12 protein-coding genes are annotated in these 15,495 nt (G+C 63.0%); 8 read left to right on the forward strand and 4 right to left on the reverse strand.

Annotated elements, in window-relative coordinates; genetic code table 11:
• Positions 1 to 27: 27 nt before the first annotated feature.
• Genes DPV74_RS03625 through acsA form a run of 3 tightly spaced genes read right to left on the reverse strand, consistent with a single transcriptional unit; the run spans position 28 to position 3,787 of the window.
• Complete coding sequence (locus DPV74_RS03625; protein WP_059697176.1) at positions 28 to 1,002, reverse strand: alpha-ketoacid dehydrogenase subunit beta; 975 nt, start codon at positions 1,000 to 1,002, stop codon at positions 28 to 30.
• Positions 999 to 2,021 (reverse strand): pyruvate dehydrogenase (acetyl-transferring) E1 component subunit alpha, encoded by a 1,023-nt coding sequence (gene pdhA, locus DPV74_RS03630; RefSeq protein ID WP_119336527.1) that lies wholly within the window; start codon positions 2,019 to 2,021, stop codon positions 999 to 1,001. Before pdhA ends, DPV74_RS03625 begins: the two co-directional genes overlap by 4 nt.
• Complete coding sequence (gene acsA, locus DPV74_RS03635; protein ID WP_059697174.1) at positions 2,018 to 3,787, reverse strand: acetate--CoA ligase; 1,770 nt, start codon at positions 3,785 to 3,787, stop codon at positions 2,018 to 2,020. Before acsA ends, pdhA begins: the two co-directional genes overlap by 4 nt.
• Positions 3,788 to 4,138: 351 nt before the next feature.
• Here acsA and DPV74_RS03640 point away from each other — a divergent pair, with 351 nt between their 5' ends.
• From DPV74_RS03640 to DPV74_RS03675, 8 genes are all read left to right on the forward strand, one after another.
• Positions 4,139 to 4,831, forward strand: a complete 693-nt coding sequence (locus tag DPV74_RS03640; RefSeq protein ID WP_119336528.1) for a CBS domain-containing protein — start codon at positions 4,139 to 4,141, stop codon at positions 4,829 to 4,831.
• Positions 4,832 to 4,956: 125 nt separating this feature from the next.
• Positions 4,957 to 5,268 carry an Hsp20/alpha crystallin family protein gene (locus DPV74_RS03645; protein ID WP_119336529.1) on the forward strand — a complete coding sequence of 104 codons (312 nt, stop codon included), beginning with the start codon at positions 4,957 to 4,959 and terminating at the stop codon, positions 5,266 to 5,268.
• A gap of 871 nt (positions 5,269 to 6,139) precedes the next feature.
• Complete coding sequence (locus tag DPV74_RS03650; protein ID WP_119336558.1) at positions 6,140 to 6,778, forward strand: response regulator transcription factor; 639 nt, start codon at positions 6,140 to 6,142, stop codon at positions 6,776 to 6,778.
• Positions 6,779 to 6,901: 123 nt separating this feature from the next.
• Complete coding sequence (locus DPV74_RS03655; protein ID WP_119336530.1) at positions 6,902 to 7,942, forward strand: IS5 family transposase; 1,041 nt, start codon at positions 6,902 to 6,904, stop codon at positions 7,940 to 7,942.
• A gap of 441 nt (positions 7,943 to 8,383) precedes the next feature.
• Positions 8,384 to 8,587 carry a cold-shock protein gene (locus DPV74_RS03660; protein WP_119336531.1) on the forward strand — a complete coding sequence of 68 codons (204 nt, stop codon included), beginning with the start codon at positions 8,384 to 8,386 and terminating at the stop codon, positions 8,585 to 8,587.
• 181 nt (positions 8,588 to 8,768) lie between these two features.
• Positions 8,769 to 9,068 (forward strand): hypothetical protein, encoded by a 300-nt coding sequence (locus tag DPV74_RS03665; RefSeq protein ID WP_119336559.1) that lies wholly within the window; start codon positions 8,769 to 8,771, stop codon positions 9,066 to 9,068.
• Between the two features lie 162 nt (positions 9,069 to 9,230).
• Positions 9,231 to 9,650, forward strand: coding sequence for an archease (locus DPV74_RS03670; protein ID WP_119336532.1), 420 nt, complete (start codon positions 9,231 to 9,233; stop codon positions 9,648 to 9,650).
• Positions 9,651 to 9,663: 13 nt separating this feature from the next.
• Complete coding sequence (locus DPV74_RS03675; protein ID WP_119336533.1) at positions 9,664 to 11,079, forward strand: RtcB family protein; 1,416 nt, start codon at positions 9,664 to 9,666, stop codon at positions 11,077 to 11,079.
• 494 nt (positions 11,080 to 11,573) lie between these two features.
• Here DPV74_RS03675 and glgX read toward each other — a convergent pair whose 3' ends face one another.
• The gene (gene glgX / locus DPV74_RS03680) at positions 11,574 to 15,488 is read right to left on the reverse strand and encodes a glycogen debranching protein GlgX (RefSeq protein WP_119336534.1); all 3,915 of its coding nucleotides are present in this window, start codon (positions 15,486 to 15,488) and stop codon (positions 11,574 to 11,576) included.
• Positions 15,489 to 15,495: the final 7 nt, after the last annotated feature.

Consider the following 15,495-nt stretch of genomic DNA (forward strand, 5'->3'; position numbering starts at 1 on the left):
GCGTCCTCCTTCGGAGTCTGTCAGCAATCACGAAAACAATTGTTTCACCGCGGTGACGATCTTGTCGACTTGGGGTAATGCCGCGTCTTCCATGTGCCGGGCGTAAGGAATCGGCACATCCTCGGCGCACACGCGTGCCGGCGGCGCATCGAGCTCGTAGAACGCCTGCTCGACGATGCGCGCGATGATCTCCGCGGCGACGCTGGCGCTGCGCCAACATTCGTCGACGACGACCGCGCGCCGGCACTTCGCTACCGACGCGATGATCGTCGCGTCGTCGAGCGGCCGCAACACGCGCAGGTCGATCACTTCGGCGGAGATACCGCCGCCAGCGAGCGTCTCGGCAGCATCGAGCGCTTTCGGCAGCGAGCCGCCATACGCGAGGATGGCGACGTCCTTGCCCGCACGGCGGACTTTCGCGGTGCGAATGTCGACGCCGTCAAGGTCCGGCAGGTCTCCTTCCATGTTGTAGAGGCCCGCGTGTTCGAAGATCAGCACCGGGTCCGGATCGGCCAGTGCCGGCGCCAGCATGTGGCGCGCATCCTCGACGGTCGCCGGCGCGAGCACCTTGATTCCCGGGATGCCCGCGTACCAGCCTTCGAAACTGTGCGAGTGCTGTGCGGCGACCTGGCGGCCGGCGCCCGTCGCCATGCGGACGACCAGCGGCACCGAGAATTGCCCGCCGGACATGTGGTGGTAGAGCGCGGCGGTATTGACGATCTGGTCGAGCGCGAGCAGGCTGAAATTCACCGTCATGATTTCGACGATCGGCCGCATGCCGCCCAGCGCGGCGCCGATGCCTGCCCCGGTGAACGCGAGTTCCGACAGCGGCGTGTCGCGGACGCGCTCGGGCCCGAACGCGTCGAGCAGCCCGGCCGACACCGCATAGGTGCCGCCGTAGCGCCCGACGTCCTCGCCCATCAGGAACACGCGTGAATCGGTCGACAGCGCCTCGCGCAATGCCTCGCGCAGCGCCTCGCGATAAGTGAGACGGCGGCTCATCGCGGGCCTCCCGCCGACGTGTAGACGTCCTCTGCGAGCGCTTCGACGGGCTCCCATGCAGCGGCATCGGCAAACGCGACCGCATGGGCGACTTCGGCTTCGACATCGGCATCGAGCGCGATGAACGCGTCCTCCGTGAGCTTGCCTTCGGCCTTCAGGCGCGCGGTGAACGTGTGGATCGGGCCGCGGGTTTTCCATGCGTCGACCTCGGCCTTCTGCCGGTAGAGTTCGGCGTCGTACATCGAATGCGCGCGGAAACGATACGTTCGCAGTTCCAGGAACATCGGGCCGGCGCCGCTTCGCACATACGCGGCCGCATCCTTCGCCGCGTCGTGTACGGCCACGATATCCATACCGTCGGTCGAGCTCGCCCGCATGTCGTAGGCGGCGGCTTTCGTGCACAGGTCCGTCTGGGATTCGTGGCGCTCGACGGCCGTGCCCATCGCATACAGGTTGTTTTCGCAGCAGAACAGCACCGGAAGCCGCCAGAGCGCCGCGAGATTCATCGACTCGTGAAATGCCCCTTCGGCAACTGCGCCGTCACCGAAGAAACATGCGGTGACGCGCGTGCTCGACTGCATCTTTTCGGCGAGCGCGAGACCGACCGCCAGCGGCAGGCCCCCACCGACGATCGCGTTCCCGCCGAACAGCCGGGTGCTTCGGTCGAACAGGTGCATCGAACCGCCCCGCCCGCGCGCGCAGCCTTCGCGCTTGCCATACATTTCGGCCATCAGCACGCCCATGTCCATGCCGCGCACCAGCGCATGCGCATGCTCGCGGTAGGTCGCGACGACATTGTCGTCGGGCGTCAGCGCATGCAGGGTGCCGACGCCGCTTGCTTCCTCGCCGATATACAGATGAAGAAAGCCGCGTATCTTTCCCGCGCCGTAGAGTTCGGCGCATTTCTCTTCGAGGCGGCGAACGCGCAGCATGTCGCGCAACAGCGCAAGCGCCAGATCCGGTGGATACGGCACGGGGCCTGACGGCGGAGGCGGAGGAGGGTGGTCGACGGTGGTCATGCGCCGCTCTCGAGTGTCGATGTGTCGCCTTCCGCCAGCCCCAACTCGCGGGCCTTCAGCAGGCGCCGCATGATCTTGCCGCTGCGAGTGTGCGGAAGTTGGCCGACGAACACGATTTCCTTGGGCGCGACCGCCGCACCCAGGCGCTTTCGCGCGTGGGCGAGCAGCGCCATCCTGAGTGCATCGTCGGGGCATTGGCCCTGGTTCAGCGCCACAAATGCCTTGATCGATTCGCCGACAACCGGGTCAGGCTTGCCGATCACCGCCGCCTCCGCGACCGCCGGATGCGCCATCAACACGCTTTCGACCTCGAATGGCCCGATCAGGTGGCCAGCCGACTTGATGACGTCGTCGGCGCGCCCGACGAACCAGTAGTAGCCATCGGCATCCCGCCTCGCGAGATCACCGGTCAGATACCAGTCGCCGGCGAAGCATTTGCGATAGCGTGCGTCTTCGTTCAGGTAGCCGCGAAACATGGACGGCCAGCCGCGCCGGAGCGCGAGTTCGCCCTCGATGCCCGGCTCGTCGACGAGTTGCACGCGGCCACCGGCGTCGCGCTGCGCGATCGCCGCATCCACGCCCGGCAGTGGCCTTCCCATCGAGCCGGGCTTGATGTCGAACGCGGGTGTATTCGCGATCATGATCCCGCCGGTCTCCGTTTGCCACCAGTTGTCGTGAATCGGTAGCCCCAGCACTGCCTTTCCCCACCAGACGGCTTCCGGGTTCAACGGCTCACCGACGCTGGCGACGAAACGCAGGTGCGGGAACGCATGTTGCGAAGCGATCCCGGAGCCGGCTCGCATCAGCATGCGCACGGCGGTCGGCGCCGTGTACCACACGGATACGTGCTCGTCCGCGAGGATGCCGTACCACCGCTCGGCATCGAATTCCTCGCGGTCGACGATGGAGGTCACGCCATGGAGCAGCGGCGCGATGATCCCGTACGAGGTACCCGTGACCCAGCCGGGGTCGGCGGTGCACCAGTAGATGTCGTCCTCGTGCAGGTCCAGCGCATACCGTCCGGTGATCCAGTGCGTGAGCGCCGCCGCATGCACGTGGACGGCGCCTTTCGGCGTGCCGGTGGTGCCGCTCGTGAAGTGCAGCAGCGCCATGTCTTCCGGGGACGTCGGTTCGTAGCGGCATGTGTCCGCCGCACCGGCCATCAGCGATGCGAGGTCGTGGGTGCCGGAAACGTTCGTCGCCGTGCCGGGTGTGTCCGCGACGAGCAGAACGTGCTTCAGCCCCGGCATGCGTTCGCGCCACGGGGCGATCTTGCGTTCGAAGATCGTATCGGTCGTGAGCAGCACCGTTCCCGCGCCGAGATTCACGCGCGTCGCGATCGGCTCCGGCCCGAATGCGGAGAAGAGGGGAGAGACGACCGTGCCGTTCTTGAGTGCGCCGAGCACGCCGACATACATTTCGGGGATGCGTCCGGCGACGATGAACAGGCGGTCGCCCTTGCCGATACCCAGGCCACGCAGCACGTTGCAGAAGCGGTCAGTCAGCGTCGCGAGTTCGGCGTAGCTGATTGCGCGGGATGGCGCGTTCCGTGCGAGGAAGCGCAGGGCAATCCTGTCGCGTCCGGGGCCGGCGCAATGACGGTCGACTGCCTGCCACCCGATGTTGATGCCGCCGCCCGGTTCGATCGCGAGTTCGCGCGCCGCAGCCGCCCACGAGAAACGGTGGCGTTCGCCGTCGTAGTCGACGAGATTCGGCACGACGCGCAGGTCGGCAGGAGTTTTGGCGATGATCGCTGGGACATTCATTCGGACACCATCCGGTCGGCTCGGACGTGATTCATTCTGGTCGCCGCACCGGCTTTTCCGTTGACGTGCGTCAACGCGCCGTGGTTGCCGAAGCGGACCCGACCGCCTCGGTGAAGATGGACAATAGGATCCGGCCCCAAGTCGCCACGGAAGATGCCGACCGAACACGACACTGTTCGAATGGCCATATGGCGACATCCGTGTACGATCTCCCGCCTTTGATATCGGTCAAATTCGCCCGGTGTTTCTGGGTGAAGCATTCATCTTGCAGGCCGGTCGAGCTGGGCGCGCGCGTGCAGCGTCCGCCGCAGACTAGCCGGTGAAGCGCCAGCGCATGGAAGGAGAAACCTAATGTGGGCACGTGACGTGATGACAACCTCGGTCATTTCCGCGACGCCGGAGATGAGCGTGCAGGAGGTCGCCAAGCTGCTCGCCGAGCACGCGATCAGCGCGGTTCCGGTAACGGATGCAGATGGCAGGCTGATCGGTATCGTCAGCGAAGGCGACCTTGTACGCCGCGTCGAGCTCGGCACCAATGTCAGGCGTCGCTCCTGGTGGCTGGAGCTTCTTGCATCCAGCACGGAGCTGGCCAGCGAGTACGTAAAGGAGCACGCGCAGAAGGTAAGGGACGTGATGAGTGTCGACGTCGTCACGGTCCACGAGGACACGCCACTGTCGGAAGTTGCAGATCTGCTCGAGCGGTATCGCATCAAGCGCGTGCCGGTCGTCAAGGATGACGAGGTGACGGGTCTGGTGAGCCGCGCCGATCTCGTGCGTGCTCTGGCCAGCGATACGCACAACCAACAGTCGCCGGTCCCACCTGCCGACGTGGAGATACGCGAGGCGATACTGAAGGCGATGTCCGGCCAACGCTGGGCGCTATCTCGAGGTCAGGTCATCGTCAAGAACGGACAGGTGCATCTCTGGGGCGTGATCTTCAGCGAGGCGGAGCGCAAAGCAGTGTGCATCGCCGCCCAGACCGTCCCGGGGGTAAAAGAGGTAATCAGTCATCTTGTCTATCCGCTGACGCTTCCGTCGATGTAAAAACAGACGATAAGCCGCGTCGTCGGCAGCATGTCATCGGAGCACCAGGAAAAGACCGATGACCGCACCGTATTGCCTGAAAATGGCTTTGTCAAATTGAACGCGATGCCAGATAGAATGGCGAGATGAAGAAGATCAAGGCCTATGAGATCACGGCGGAGCTGCCCGGCCTCGAAGAGGAGGACGTCGAGGTCAAGCTAGCCAATGGCGGGCTGACGATCAAGGGTACGAAGAACGAAGAAAAAGAAGAAAAGAGAAAAGACTACTACCTGCACGAGCGCCGCTACGGTTCTTTCGAGCGCTACTTCGATATGCCGCAGGGCATCGACAAGGACAAGATCGAAGCAACCTTCAAGAAGGGCGTGTTGACGGTGACGTTGCCGAAGACTCCCGAGGCGCAAAAGGCAGAAAAGAAGATTCCGATCAAAGGAGCTTGATCGCATAAAAAAGGGTGCGCACCGGATCGCGGCAACAGCGGCAATCTGGTTCGCACCTTATTCGGCCACGACGCACGCAGCGCCACAGTAAGGAGCTCCCATGCCGTGCCCTGTGGGATCGGCTGGTGATGCCCGTCTGCGTACTCGCGGCTTAGGCGGTCATTGTCCGGTCGCGGACGTACTGCCGGCGTTGGAGCCGCGTGGGCAGTCTGCAGCCGGGACCGGCCGACACTGGCGACGCAGGGGCGCTGAACAAGGGTCCTCTTTCCTGGCAAGGCCTCAGCCGACTTCGTTGCTGTGCGGCTTTTGCCCAAGTTCGCGCGGCTGAACTGCCCGGTGTCAGCCTGGCTCATTAACGAGCTGAGCACCGCGCCGAGTACCGACGAAAAGGCACGTGCGTCGCGCGTGTCCTCCAGGAGGGACTGCGCGATCGCGTCGAATGCAATGACCGGTTCGGCCAATATCCGGTGCGCAAACTGCGCGGCTTGGTCGATGCGGACGTCGATGGGATCGCGGATATCGTCCGTGACCTCCTGTCTCGGTAGTTATGCCGAAGCAAACGTATGCGTTCGTGTCGGAGTCGTGCGCGCGACATTTTCTGTTTGGAATTTGTCAAATCGATCGCCTAAATTTGAAGTTCGGCACCCCTTCTGCGAGGGGGACGTGTTTTGTATGCGGTTTCATACGTCCACAGTGCCAGTGGTTGAACCCGCGCAACAATCCGGCGAGTAAACCTCGCTGATCAGCTTCGCTTCATCGATTCGGGGACAAAAAATGCCGCGTGCTGCTGGGGCACGAGGGCGAGCGTGCGCATGCAAATCGAACTGTCCGTTTGCAGCCAGCGTACGCGAAAGCGCTACGAGGCTTGAATGTGAAGAAAGTACTTCTCGCAGAACGGCATGCCATTACGCGTGATGGAATTCGGTACATACTTCAAACAACTGGCGAGTATCAGGTTGCTCGCGAGTTGTCTGATGGCAACGCACTGATTGAAACAGTGAAAGATGAACCATTCGACGTTGCGATTGTCGACCTCACGAGCATTGGCACCAGGTCGGTCGAATTGATCAGTCAACTTGTTCGCTGCGCCCCAAAGATGCGAATAGTGGCGCTTTGCAGCAAGGCCGAACCGACCCGCGCAAAGTCTGTGTTCAACGCGGGTGCGTCCGGGTTCGTCACGAAAGACAGCACTGCAACTGAGCTGATGCAGGCGGTGCACGCCGTGCTCGCCGGGCATAAGTACATGAGCGCTCAAGTCGCAGAGCGCATCGTGCGAGCGATTGATATTCCTCCCGATGCACCGTTGCACGCGCGCCTAACTGTGCGAGAGAACGAAGTGCTCAAACGGCTCGCATACGGTGACGGTATTTCCGAAATTGCGCGAGATCTAGGCGTCAATGGTAAGACGGTCAGTACATACAAGGCGCGCCTGCTCGAAAAGCTTGAACTGCGTACTGATGCAGCGTTGGTCCGCTACGCAGTCGAGCATCAAATAATCGAGCCAGACTAACGGCTTCGGCTTCGCATCTGCCCTGCCACTGGGATCCGAGTACCCAGGGCGTTAACAGACCGTTGAAATACGTCGGTCCGTCCTGCAGGATGTAGGCTCCCGAGATCAAGGAAGAGCAAGCAGATGCGAGGCGCGGACGGTTACAACGAATCGTTGTTCAGCACGGTGAGGCTAGAGGAATTTGTTCCGCAGGCGCATCCGCTGCGCCAGATCCGGACGTGGCTGAACGAAGCACTGTCGAAGATGGATGCGAAGTTCTCGGCGATGTACGAAGTCGACGTGAAGGGAGGCCGACCGAGCATCGCGCCTGAGATACTGATGCGGGCAATGCCGTTGCAGGTGCTATACAGCATCCGCAGTGAGCGGCAACTGGTCGAGCAGATCTCGTACAACCTGCTGTTTCGGTGGTTCGTAGGCCTGTCGATCGAGGATGTGGTTTGGAACCACTCGGTGTTCAGCAAGAACCGGGATCGGCTACTGGAATTCGACGCGGTGACGGAGCTGTTCAACGCGACCGTGGAAACGGCGCAGAAACGGGGCCTGCTGTCGGGCGAACATTTCAGCGTCGATGGCACACTGATTCAAGCCTGGGCTAGCCACAAGAGCATCCGTCGCAAAGATGGTAGCGACGACGACCGGCCGCCAGGCAACTGGCACGGCCAGCCGCGCAGCAACGAAACGCATGAATCGAAGAGCGACGGTCACAGCCGCCTGTACCGAAAGAGCAATGTGGCGCCGGCGTTGCCGAGCTATCTCGGTCATGTACTGAGCGACAATCGGCACGATCTGGTGGTCAATGTACAGGCTAGCCGGGCGAATGGCCGAGCCGAACGCGACGTTGCTGCAGAGATGTTGCGGGACGTCGTGCGACCAGATCGACGCATCACGGTCGGGGCCGACAATGCTTACGACACGCGTGGGTTCATCAAGGCTTGCAGGGACGCGGACGTGCCGCCGCATGTGGCGCGGAACACGAAACGCAGCGGCGGTAGCGCGATCGATAAACGCACTACTCGGCACCTGGGCTACGCGCTGAGCCAGCGCGAACGGAAAGGCATCGAGCAGTGCTTCGGCTGGGGCAAGACGATAGGCCCGCTGCGACAGGTCATGGTTCGTGGTCTCGAGAAAGAGGACCAACTGCTGACCCTGACGATGGCAGCCTAAAACCTGACGCGGTTGAGATCGCTGGCCGCGTTGCGCCCGCAGAGAGCCTGAGCCACCAGAGCGGGCACCGGAAAGCCCACGACGCTGATCCATTCGCATTGAAATCGGCCGAGCGAGCCGAAATCGACCGCTTCGCGGTGATCGTCGTGAACGGCGGAAGGGAAAATACGTCAGGACGGACAGTAATTCAACGGCCTGGTAGGGCTCTACAAGAAAGGGCTGAGGCTTTGTCAGCCTGCAGCGTTCGACCGTTGGTAGGGCTCGTTGCCGCTCAGCAGCCCGTGTCATCCGTAATCCATCCGTCATCCAGCCTTGATCCAGGTCAGACGCGCATTGGCGTTGCGAAGCCAGCATACACAGAGGTATGCCGATGGGCCTGCTGCGTGGGTAGTGCCGTCCGGATCGGACGCGCCTTTTGTATTATTACTCGACGAGGTGGAAATGAATACAGGAACAGTGAAATGGTTCAACGACGCGAAGGGCTTCGGATTCATCACGCCTGATGACGGAAGCGAAGACCTGTTTGTCCACTTCTCCGAAATCAACGTGTCCGGATTCAGGTCGCTTCAGGATCAGCAGCGTGTGCAGTACGAAGTGCGCTCTGGCCCGAAGGGAAAGCAGGCAGCGAACGTGACGCCGGTATGAAACGCGCCACCCGTCGGGCGGCCGAGCCTGTCGTCAGAACCGGGGATTCGTCACGATTCACGGTAACAACCGCCGCGTGATGCGGTGGCACCGCGACCGCTCGAAGACAATGGAACCTCATCGATATTCCGGAGTTTCCACCAGGATCCTGAGTCGGTTATGAACCATGAGGAGTGTGATCATGTACAGATTCATTCGTACCGCGACTGTCAAGAACGCGGCGCAAATACCGTCGGCACTGGCTTTCGCAGCCCAGGTTACCGCTCATCTGAACAAGAGCTATGCGATGAATATGCAGTTCGGTGTCGAGCAATTCGGCTCTCCTAGGATCCATTGGTACTTTGATGCCGACAGTCTCGACAAGATGCAGCAGATCAATGAAAAACTGATGGCGGACCGCGACTACGGTGGGCTGCTCGAAAAATACCGGGACGTCTGGGTGGACGGCGCCACGCACGACACCGTCGTTCGGCTGGCCTGAGCGAGCACGCTGGATAAAAAGACAACGTTGTATTTCGGCGTCCGGCTCGAGGGCCCGCAGTGCCGTTGATGCAGGTCACGCGTACACGCTGCTGGCCCCCGGTCCACGCATTTCGGGCAGAGCTGCCTCGCCATTGCGTAGACGCCACACGGAGGAGCGTCCTTGAGCGCTGGCTGGGAACACTTTCGTCACGGCGCCGATATCGGCGTGCGCGGCATCGGAGAGACGGTTGCGGAAGCGTTCGAGCAGGCGGCGCTTGCGCTCACCGCATGCGTGAGCGCACCGGCGGATGTGCGCACGACGTGCACGGTTGACATACGCTGCCACGCACCCGACCTCGACTTGCTGCTCGTCGATTGGCTCAATGCAGTTATCTACGAAATGGCGACGCGCCGGATGCTGTTCGGGCGGTTCGCTGTGTTGATCGACGGCACGCGGCTTACCGCCTGCATTGGTGGTGAAGCGGTGGACGCGAAGCGACATCGGCCGGTGGTCGAGCCGAAGGGCGCGACCTATACGGCATTGCATGTCGGTCGCGACACGCCTGGCATATGGGTCGCGCAATGCGTGGTCGATGTTTGAACGGGAGACAACGATGGAGATCACGTTGCTCGAGCGTCACGACGAATTTGAATGGCATATTCCAGTGCGCCACGGAATGCGCGTGCCCGGTATCATCTACGGGGACCGCCGGCTGATCCAGGCCATGGACGACAAAGTGCTCGAACAGATCCGCAACGTTGCACGCTTGCCCGGCATCGTAGGTGCGTCGTACGCGATGCCCGACGCGCATTGGGGGTATGGCTTTCCGATCGGTGGCGTAGCCGCGTTCGATGCGCACGCAGGCGGGGTTGGTTTTGATATCTCGTGCGGCGTGAGAACGCTGCTCACAGGGCTGACGCACGAGCGCGTCGAACCGTTGAAGGTCCGTCTTGCCGACGCGCTTTTTGCGCATATTCCGGCAGGTGTTGGAAGCACCGGGGCAATGCGTCTGTCCGCGTCGAAAATGGACGATATGTTGACAGGCGGGGCGGCCTGGGCCGTAGACCAGGGCTACGGTAACCGCGACGACCTGGGACGGATCGAGGAAAACGGCAGAATCCTGCATGCAAAACCGGGCGCAGTGTCGGACCTTGCGAAAAAACGCCAGCGCGACGAGATGGGCACACTGGGGTCGGGCAATCACTATCTCGAGGTGCAAGAAATTACTGAGATCTTCGAGCCCCGGATCGCGACCGCGTTCGGTCTTCAGCAGGGACAGGTCGTCGTGACGATCCACTGCGGCTCACGCGGACTCGGACATCAGATAGGCACCGAGTATCTGCGTGAAATGGTCATTGCCGCAAAAGCCTACGGGATCGATCTGCCGGATCGCGAGCTCGCGTGCGCGCCGATTGCATCGGATCTTGGCGAGCGCTATCTCGGTGCGATGCGTGCGGCGACCAACTGTGCGTTGGCGAATCGGCAGATTCTTACGCATCGCACGCGCGAAGTGTTCGCGACCGTATTTCCCGACGCCGTCCTGACGCTGCTCTACGATGTGTCGCACAATACCTGCAAGGAAGAATCGCACCGCGTCGATGGTCGCGAACGGATGCTGTTCGTGCATCGCAAGGGCGCGACGCGTGCGTTCGGCCCCGGGCATCCCGCGTTGCCGGAACGTCTGCGTGAGACCGGGCAACCGGTGCTGGTCGGCGGCAGCATGGGAACCGCATCATACATACTGGCGGGTGCTCATACAGGCGATACCGAGCGTGCATTCGGCTCGGCTTGCCACGGTGCTGGCCGAGCGATGAGGCGAACGGAGGCAACCCGCCGATGGCATGGCCGCGCGCTCATCAACGCGCTGGCGGAGCGCGGCATCGAGGTGCGCAGCCTGTCCGATCGCGGCGTTGCCGAAGAGGCGCCGGGCGCATACAAAGACGTCGATGCTGTCGTCGATGCCGCTGCAGCGGCCGGTCTCGCCCGGAAGGTCGCACGGGTCGTGCCGATCGCATGCATCAAGGGTTAGGAGCGGCAGGCTCTCCGCGTTGCTTGATGGCGATCACACAAGCGTAAGCGACGTGGCTGGGGCGCCACGTTCTGCGATCGGACTGCCGATTGGCAAGTCTCCGCGACACGGTTGCAGGCCCGATCGCTACGCGCGTCGCATGACCGTGCCAGATGCCGGGGCACGCGGGGCGCACCACGCACGCGCGTCGAGCGCGGCGTAAAGCCTCCTCCCGCACATGCCAAGACATGTGTTACCTGGCAAGGCCAGCGAGCGCGCGTTCCCGTAACTTGCCGCTGCCGAGACCGCTTGAATGCACAGAAGCGTGGCGCTTTTTTTGGTTTGGGCTTCGGCTCGCGAGGTGGATTGATCCAGATTAAGCATTGTGCGTCCTCGAGGTCAGCGCTTGTCGAGGATGTCACGCCACCGGGACCAAATGCTAGTTCACCGCATCGATTCGTGCGTCGCCGGAGCGCGCGTTACCACGTCGCGCATGTGGGAGCCCCGCTCTGCTGCTACGGTGCCCGGTTCCGGAAAATCTTGCGTGCATGGGCAAAGCGTCGATTCGACGCGAGCGTCTCGACGCAGATTGTCAGGCGCCGTCGCCAGTTTGGTGGCTTGTCGCCCCATTCGGGCAAGTTGGCCTGCTCGGTTACGCCGAGGATGTCGTCGAGTTGCGCGACGACAAGGCGGCTTGCGCTGTCCGCGAGGAAGCGATGCAACGCGTCCGTGAACACGGCAGGATCGTCGGTTGGGCCATACCGTGCCAATCGAGCACGCAGCGCCGCGAGCGTGTCGCAGCGTTCTGCCATCACGCGTTCACGCTGCTCGGGCGATACGTAGAGGTGCAACGCGTCGCGACGCGCAATATCCGTCGCCAAAAAGAAACCAGCCGTAGTCGGCAGATCGTGGGTCGACGCCATTGCCGCAGTCAGGGGTGGGTAGTTCGGCCCGTCCTTGAAGCTACCGTCCGGTTCGCGTTCGAACCACGCGACGCGAAAGCCGAAAGCGCAAGCCTGCTCGAGCCGTTCTCGCAACGTGGGCGGCACGAGTCCGAGGTCTTCGCAGATCACCATGCATCGATGCGATCTGCTGGCATTCGCGACGCAGCGCATCAATGAGTCGAAAGGGAATCGGACGTACGCTCCGTCGCGTGCCGAACGTCCGTATGGAATCCAGTACTGCCGCATCAGACCGACCGCATGGTCGATCCGGACGGCGCCCGCATCGTGCATCGCGGCGGACAGCAACATCGTGAACGGTGCGTAGCCGACGGCTGCGAGCTTACCTGGGTGCCATGGCGCGATGCCCCAGCATTGGCCGTCAGGCGAAAACGCGTCAGGTGGCGCGCCAAGCCCTACGCCGTGTACGAGAAGGTCGGACCAACGCCATCCCTCCGTGCTGTCGAGGTCGGCGCCGACAGCGAGATCGGCTGCCAGCCCGATCGGCATACCCGCCGCCCTGGCTCGTTGCGCGGCGTCATGCCATTGACCGTGCGCGATCCACTGCAGATACATGAAGAAATCGATGCGTGGCGTGTGGTCCTGCGCGAATTTCCGGACGGCAGGGCTGTCGGGACGACGGTATTGCGGTGACCACGCAGTCCACGGCACGTGACGGCCGGCTTCCCGCGCGAAGGCCTCCGAAAGGACCTGGAATGTCGCATACTCGCGCAACGCCGCTCCCGAGGCGTCGCAGAACCTGCGATACGCGTCACCTTCGGGCGTGCGGGCCGGGCCGGACTCCCGTTCGCGGAATGCTTCATGCAGATACGAGAGTGCGCGCAACTTCAGAGATGCCACTGCGGCCGAGTCGATTGTGCCGGCGCGCTCCAGTCGCATCAGTTCGGTGCGGACATCGTCGCGGTCGAGAAAACGCAGGTAACCGGGTGGCGGCGTCCTGCCGGCGGCTCGAGGTACCGAAATCAGCAGCGGATTGAGCATGAGCCGGTCATCTGGCGAATACGGCGATGCCTGATCGGGACACGTGAGTCGCGGCGCATGCACCGGGCTCGACAATACGCCCGCGGCGCCGACATGTGCAGCGGCCTGTGCGACTTGCGCGAGCGCGTCGTAGTCGCCGATACCCCATGTCTCCTTGGATCGCAAAGCGTAGGTCTGGACAGACAATACCCATCGCCGCCCGCTGCTCCGCAGCGCCTCTGGCAGCCAGCATGTCGGAACCGTCGGGGCCACCGGCGCTCCGGTACTAGCGCGCGTGTTGCCACGCATTTCCAGCGCAGTCGCGAGCCGCGCGAGTGACGCGGCGGGCGCCTGGATACGGGCGCCGACAAGATCGGTGTATTCGGTCAGGATGCCCGCCTGGTGCGCACGCGCGGCGAGCGCGGCTGAAACGCCGAGAGAATGGGTGTCGGCTGGTATGAGCGCAAGCATTCCGCCGCTGTCAAGCTCGATCGCGGTATGACCAGCATGCAGGACGGCGGTCGGTTGCGAGGCTGCCGAGCTGTCCAGCCACATCAGCCAGGCATCATCGCGATGCCCCGGGCAATCCGGAATCTTGAACGTTCGTGCGGTGGGTCCCGCATTCAGCGCCAGATAAAGTCGCTCGGGACCGCCCGGTGTCGTGCGTGCGGGATCCACGAGCAGGATCGCAAGAGCCGGCTCGTGCGTCGCGTCCCAATCCGGACCGGTCATCGTGTGTCCGTCCGGGGACAGCCATGTGATGTCGCGGTACGTGTCCGCACCCGCGATCGCTCGTCCGTCGAAGAATCGAGTCTGTCGAAGCAGCGTACCCGCGCGCCGCAAACGGGTTGCAGCGCGCACGACTGGAACGAGGTTGCGGGCGGGATCGTCGCGCGCCGACCAGTCGATCCAGCTCAACGGGGAGTCGTAGCAGTAGGCATTGTCGACGCCTTGCTGGCTGCGCGACAGTTCGTCACCGGCAAGCAGCATGGGTGTGCCATGCGACAGGAGCAGCGTCGCAAGGCGCGATGCGCGTTGCCGGCGCCGATCCCGGGTGCCAACATCATGCACGTGTGAGAGCGGCGCGCCACTGTGCTCGGCACTGGCGGTCTGGTCGGCCAGCGGCAGTCCGTCGTGTGACGCGACGTAGTTGATACCGGTCTGTGGCGGGCGCCCGGATGTCTCGAACAGATCGCTCGAGCCGGCGAATCGCGTGGCGCATTCGCGCCGGGCGCCGGGTTCGGCACGCCAGAAGCGCGCGATGTCTTCGCGATAACGGTCGTTCCATTCGACGAACGGCGCGGGAAACGCACCGGCGAAGTTGCCTGGCGTGCCGAGATCCCACGGCTCGACGATCAGCTTGAGCGCCGACAGGTCCGCATCGTCGGCGATCGTACGCGCGAGCAGGGCGTCCTTACAGAATTGGCCATCCCTGTCGCGCATCATGGTCGCGCCGAGATCGAACCTGAATCCGTCGACACCGATGTCGCACGCCCAGTAGCGTAGCGCCGCATGCACGAGCTCGACCACGGCGGGCACGGAAAGGTCGAGCGTGTTGCCGCATCCGGTGTAGTCGGCATAGCACGCGGGCTGCCCAGGCATTGTCCGATAGTACGTGGCGTTGTCCAGCCCGCGCAAACCGAGTGTCGGCCCGCTCGCACCGAGTTCCGCTGTATGTCCGAGCACGATGTCCAGGATCACCTCGATGCCGGCGGCATGAAGTGCATCGATCGTCCTGACGAACTCACCCACGTCGTCGTGCAGGAGGTAGTCGCGATGTGTTGCGAATAGCGAGATCGGGTTATATCCCCAATAATTGCGCAGTCCGCGCGCGACGAGATCGGGTTCGTCGATGAAGGCGGTCGTGGGCATGAGTTCGACGGCCGTGATGCCAAGCGCGTGCAGATAGTCGATCAGAGGCGGTGTTGCCAGGGCGGCCAGCTTTCCGCGCAGCACGGCGGGAACATCCGGATGAAGCATGCTGAAACCGCGTACGTGCAGTTCATAGATCACCGTATCACACCATGGCGTGGCTGGACGCGGCGGTCGTGCGTCGACTTGCTGCAGCGGGCGTGTGACGCGCGATTTGGGTACGTACGGGGCGCTGTCATGTGTGTCGGGTGTTGTGCCGCACTCTGGACCGGTACCACGTGCATAACCGTAGACGGCATCGTTCCAGCGCATCTCACCTACTAATTCGCGCGCATACGGATCCACCAAGAGCTTGTGTGGGTTGAAGCGGTGTCCGTCGGCTGGCGCATAGTCGCCGTGCGCACGATACCCATACACAAGTCCTGGCGTTGCGTTCGGCACAAAGCCGTGCCACACGTCGCCGGTTCTGGACGGCAGCGGGATGCGTGCCAGTTCGGTCGACCCGGCCGGGTCGAACAGGCACACATCGAGGCGCGATGCGTGCTTCGAGTACACGGCGAAATTGACGCCATGCCCGTCCCAGTGTGCGCCAAGGCGATCAGGCGTGCCGATGTCGATGGTCAGGGGCCGCATCATCGTGTGG

Origin of the sequence: Burkholderia sp. HAN2018 (genome assembly GCF_024704855.1) — a bacterium.
Lineage (GTDB): Bacteria > Pseudomonadota > Gammaproteobacteria > Burkholderiales > Burkholderiaceae > Burkholderia > Burkholderia cepacia.

Coding starts and splice junctions, on each gene's coding strand:
- glgX (WP_119336534.1), bottom strand. CDS start 15,488: ATGATGCGGCCCCTGACCATCGACATCGGCACGCCTGATCGCCTTGGC.
- DPV74_RS03640 (WP_119336528.1), top strand. CDS start 4,139: ATGTGGGCACGTGACGTGATGACAACCTCGGTCATTTCCGCGACGCCG.
- acsA (WP_059697174.1), bottom strand. CDS start 3,787: ATGAATGTCCCAGCGATCATCGCCAAAACTCCTGCCGACCTGCGCGTC.
- DPV74_RS03660 (WP_119336531.1), top strand. CDS start 8,384: ATGAATACAGGAACAGTGAAATGGTTCAACGACGCGAAGGGCTTCGGA.
- DPV74_RS03665 (WP_119336559.1), top strand. CDS start 8,769: ATGTACAGATTCATTCGTACCGCGACTGTCAAGAACGCGGCGCAAATA.
- DPV74_RS03625 (WP_059697176.1), bottom strand. CDS start 1,002: ATGAGCCGCCGTCTCACTTATCGCGAGGCGCTGCGCGAGGCATTGCGC.
- DPV74_RS03645 (WP_119336529.1), top strand. CDS start 4,957: ATGAAGAAGATCAAGGCCTATGAGATCACGGCGGAGCTGCCCGGCCTC.
- DPV74_RS03655 (WP_119336530.1), top strand. CDS start 6,902: ATGCGAGGCGCGGACGGTTACAACGAATCGTTGTTCAGCACGGTGAGG.
- DPV74_RS03675 (WP_119336533.1), top strand. CDS start 9,664: ATGGAGATCACGTTGCTCGAGCGTCACGACGAATTTGAATGGCATATT.
- pdhA (WP_119336527.1), bottom strand. CDS start 2,021: ATGACCACCGTCGACCACCCTCCTCCGCCTCCGCCGTCAGGCCCCGTG.